3 protein-coding genes (1 of these 3 only partly in view) are annotated in these 4,360 nt (G+C 49.8%); all 3 read right to left on the bottom strand.

The genetic code is table 11. From position 1 onward, the window contains the following. Positions 1–1,807, bottom strand: partial view of a tyrosine-type recombinase/integrase gene (locus QZN53_RS12895; protein WP_163439318.1) — the 5' portion only. 362 nt of this gene lie to the left of the window's left edge; 1,807 of the gene's 2,169 nt are visible here — the first part of the coding sequence; its start codon is at positions 1,805–1,807; its stop codon lies beyond the left edge, outside the window. Then, entirely contained in the window at positions 1,807–3,000 is a 1,194-nt protein-coding gene (locus QZN53_RS12900; protein WP_163439319.1) for a pyridoxal phosphate-dependent aminotransferase, read from the bottom strand. Before QZN53_RS12900 ends, QZN53_RS12895 begins: the two co-directional genes overlap by 1 nt. Further along, positions 2,972–4,360, bottom strand: a 1,389-nt coding sequence (locus QZN53_RS12905) for an MMPL family transporter (RefSeq protein WP_163439320.1), incomplete at its 5' end; no start/stop codon positions are given. The genes QZN53_RS12905 and QZN53_RS12900, both read right to left, overlap by 29 nt.

Here is a 4,360-nt window from a genome sequence, read left to right on the forward strand (position 1 = left end):
TCGCGTTCCCGATCTCGACCGGCAATGGGAGATTAATCTGCGTTTTCGTTTTAATCATAATTATGGATATTTCATGCTTTATCCAGTCAATATCAGAAAATCGAAGATTTAGGACGTCGGAGGCACGAAGCCCCATCCGGACTCCCAGCAGCACGATCGCTATATCGCGTAATTCAATTGGTTCGCGGTGAGTTTTCCGGAAGTCATCAATCCTTTTCATCTGATCGTCTGTCAGCACATCGACGATTTTTTCAACGGGCGCTGTTCCGGAGGCCAGGCATCTGTCCAGATTTGGTGCTTCTGTATAATGGTTTTCATGAAGATAACAGAGAAAACCGCGGACGACCACAAAGGTGCTTGCACGGCCTTTGAAAGTCTTGTGCTCATCCTGCTTGGAAAAAGCCTTTATGACAGTCGGACAAAGGTTTTTGAAACTCTCGTGTCCGTTTTCCAGAAGGAACCTGCAGAAACGGATGCAGGAATAACGATAACTTCTTACCGTTCCCTTTTCCCGTAATTCGCGTCTTTTCTGATTCAGGAAACCGTCGATTGCCTGTCTGCACCAATCCGGGAGGAGGTCAAAAGAAGATGCTTCATACTGGTACTTCGAATCCGGAAGTATATCTCCATAAAGAGTATAGTCTTCATAAGTCTTCAGCACACGTCGCCAGTGAAGCCAGGAGTGCCCAAGGCTCTTTTTGATCTCCGAAAACCATGCCCACATGATATCCGGATGAAAGCCCAATGAATGGATATCAAGAAACAGATACAGCACTGTCAGCGCGTGATCTGCGAGGTAAAGCGTAGTCCCGACATATCCGTGGCAGCTCAGGGCTTCCTTAAAAGGCGAAATGGTGTCCCGGAATTCACTGGCAGGGAAGTCCAGGCTTTCGACGGAAGCTTTTTGTATGATATCTTTGGCGGAATCAGGAAAATCTGCCAACCTTAAAATCTGCGGATACAGATCACTATTCAAGAGAAGGTGGAAGTTTTCAGGACACAGGCCTTCAGCAGCCCAGAATTGCAGCATCTGTGCCGCATGATTTATAGTCAATGCTTTGGTATCCTTCGAGCAGAAGGTCTCCGTTCCTGCCAGCATAAAAATCGTATCATATGTGAAGCCGTCCAAATCTGTGATGCCATTATCTGTAAAGAATAATAATGCTTTGGAACAGTAATGGCGCTTTAGCGCCCAGGAACGGGCTGTGTATTCCGGACGGCAATACTCCAGGTATAAATCCAGCTTTTCCTGCCACGAACCTGGCAGTTTTTCATAATCAGAACGGTTCAGATATAAGTGCCGGTCAGAGATAGTACCCGTTGCGTCCACTTCTTCCAGCTGAATCAGACGGGAGGATTTCCCTTGCGTATTGACAATCTTGTCTTTAAAGCTGATTTCGGCTTTTCCGGAATGGAGTCTCGCGCAAGTGCCTTCGGGAATATCCATGTGCAGGCTATCGAGAGATTCCCAAGCGTTATTTAGGGGCTTGGTTTGCACCAGGTCGCGCTCAACCGATTCCATCAGCAAGAGCTGCAAGTGGCCGCGCTTGAGTGTGGCGCGGAGCTGCATCGGGCCTATCTGAAGGGTGTCGCCATCTTCAAGCACAGCCGATTCGACATCGTTCCCGTTGACTTGTGTCACGCTGTTCTGCGTGAGGTTTTTCAAGTTCCAATGCTTGTCTTCGAATTCCAGCACCGCATGGTAGCGCGAAACCATCGGGTTGTCAAGCACCAGAGAATTATCTGGCTTGCGACCGATGGTGAACGGCTCGCCAATCTGCGGAGTGATGATTCTAAACGACTGCATTATTTCAGTTCGCTAAGGCCTCTAATAAATCTGTCGCATGCCTTCTGCAAGGTTTCGTCGCTGGCGGCATAAGAGAATCTCACGCAGCTATCGTCACCGAAGGCGGCTCCCGGAACAATGGCGAGCCCCTGTGACTGCAACAGGTATTCGCAGAGTTCAATGGAACCGCCAATCACTTTACCTTCAGGTGTCTTCTTGCCGTAGAAGCTCTTGACAGGCGCGAACAGGTAGAAGGCTCCTTCGGGAGCATGGCACGGTTCCGGCAGAATTTCGGCGGTGCGCTTGAGCATGTAGTCGCGGCGCTTGCGGAAAGCTGCCTGCATGGCGTGAACATTGCTCTTGTCCATCTGCAAGGCACCGAGGGCCGCATACTGAGCCACATTGCTCGGGTGGTGCGTTGCCTGTCCTTGAATCTTGCCGATTATCTTTGCGATTTCAGCCGGAGCGGCATCGTAACCGATACGCCAACCGGTCATGCAGTGCGACTTGGAGAAACCGTTAATCACGATGGTGCGTTCGGCCATGCCGGGCAGTGCTGCTGCAGAGCAGAATTCCGTGTCGTAGGTGAAGTATTCGTACACTTCGTCCGAAATACAGTAAATGTCACCTTCGACAATCACCTTGGCAAGAGCTTCGAGTTCGGCCTTGCTGTAAACGGCTCCTGTCGGGTTGCAAGGGTTGTTCAAGAGGATTGCCTTGGTTTTTGCGGTAATGGCTGCCTTCAGGGCTTCGGGCTTAATCTTGAACCCGTCTTCAATCTTGGTGTTTACGATCACCGGCTTTCCGCCGAGCCATTTCACCAGTTCCGGGTAAGTCACCCAGTACGGTGCCGGAATAATCACTTCGTCGCCTTCGTTGACCAAGGCTGCAAGCGAGTTGAACACGGCGTGCTTGGCACCGCTTGTCATGATAATCTGTTCGGGCTTGTAGTTCAGACCGTTTTCGACTTTCAGTTTTTCGGCCACGGCCTTGCGCACTTCGAGAATGCCTACGGGAGCGGTGTAGCGGGTCTTGCCTTCGCGAATGGCCTTGCAGGCTGCATCTTGAATTGGGGTCGGAGTCGGAAAATCGGGTTCGCCGGCACCCAGGCTTACAACGTCTTTGCCATCGGCAATCATCTGTTTTGCCAAGGTGTCGATAGCGACGGTTAAAGAGGCGGCGATATTAAGAGTTCTTGTGGATAAGTCTTTCATGTCTGAGTTTAGCCTTTTTCAAAATGCGGTAGGCGTCCAAGGTGCTTGCCACCAAGGGGTAAATGGTAAAATGCGAAATAAAGATGCAAACAAGTCCGAGCGCTGCAATCAGGCCCATGCCATTGATTCCCGGGTGTGACGAGAACAGCATGGCGATTGCTCCGATGAACGAAGCTCCCTGTGCAATCATGACCGAAATCAGTTTTGTCTGCAGAACGCTCCAGGCGTTTCCGCCTTGTTTTTCGTAGTACGAAGACCAAAGCTGCAAGGATCCGTCGACACTTGCGCCAATCAAGAGTACAAAGGCGATAGAGCTGTATGCCGAAATCTGGATGTTGAATACATGAACCAAAATGGTAACCCAGCTCATGGCAAACAGCGACGGCAACAAGGTGAAGAAGGCTCGGCTCAATTTGTTGTAGAACATCAAGAGGATAATCCAGAGCAGAACGGTTCCCAAGAGAATGGACTTGTTGATGTTCCCTAGAATGGTGTCCAGGAGTGAAGCTCTCAGAATCGGGGTTCCGCAAATCTTGTAGGTCTTGTCGTGGATTCCGTCAAGTTGTTGCAGCTGCTTGGCGATATGACGACAGGTGAGACCGTTGTTCGGGTCGGAACTGGGAATAATGAAGGCGAAAACACCCGGATTGTCTCTTTTGTCCGCGAATTTGCGGCGGATGTTTTCAGACAGTACGAATTCCTTGACGTCGTTCTCGTAGTTGTCGAACATTTCGACAATCGATGCACTATCCTTGGGACTCAGCCTCGAAAGAACGTCCTCAGTAATCAATTTTTTCAGCGTTTCGATTTTGTGCTTTTTCTCGATGCTGACTTTGGGTAAGAACTGGTATTGCGTATAGATTTTGCCCAAATCTTTGAGTCGGCCTTTCTGCTGCAGGTGTTCAAAGTTTTCTACCAGGTCGTCGTTATAAGACGAATCGGGCAACATCACGATAATCGGGTCGTAGGTCGAAAAACCGGTTTCTGCCATCAGGGCTCTCGCTTCGCGTTCTTCCAGTTGCATTTCAGTCTTCTTGAAATCATAGAGGAAGGTCAGGTTCGTTCCGCTGTAAAGCCAAGCGGTTGCACTCGCAATACTGATAACGACAATGATAATCCAGTTGGTCTTGAACGAAAACAGGCGCTTGCGGTGATTGGGTGTAATGCTGCTGAAACTGATGTCGAAGGGTTTCTTTCGTTGTAGAAGCAGCAAGAGCGATGCCGTAAGCAGCGGACAAACCATCAGGTTGAGCAAGCTACCGATAGCGCCCAAAATTCCAAATTCGCGAAGTCCGGGCAGGGGTACCAGAATGAATGCGCTAAACAGGCTTGCCATCACAAGCGACGATGCGGCAACTAC

It is taken from the genome of uncultured Fibrobacter sp. (assembly GCF_900316465.1).
Classification (GTDB): Bacteria; Fibrobacterota; Fibrobacteria; order Fibrobacterales; family Fibrobacteraceae; genus Fibrobacter.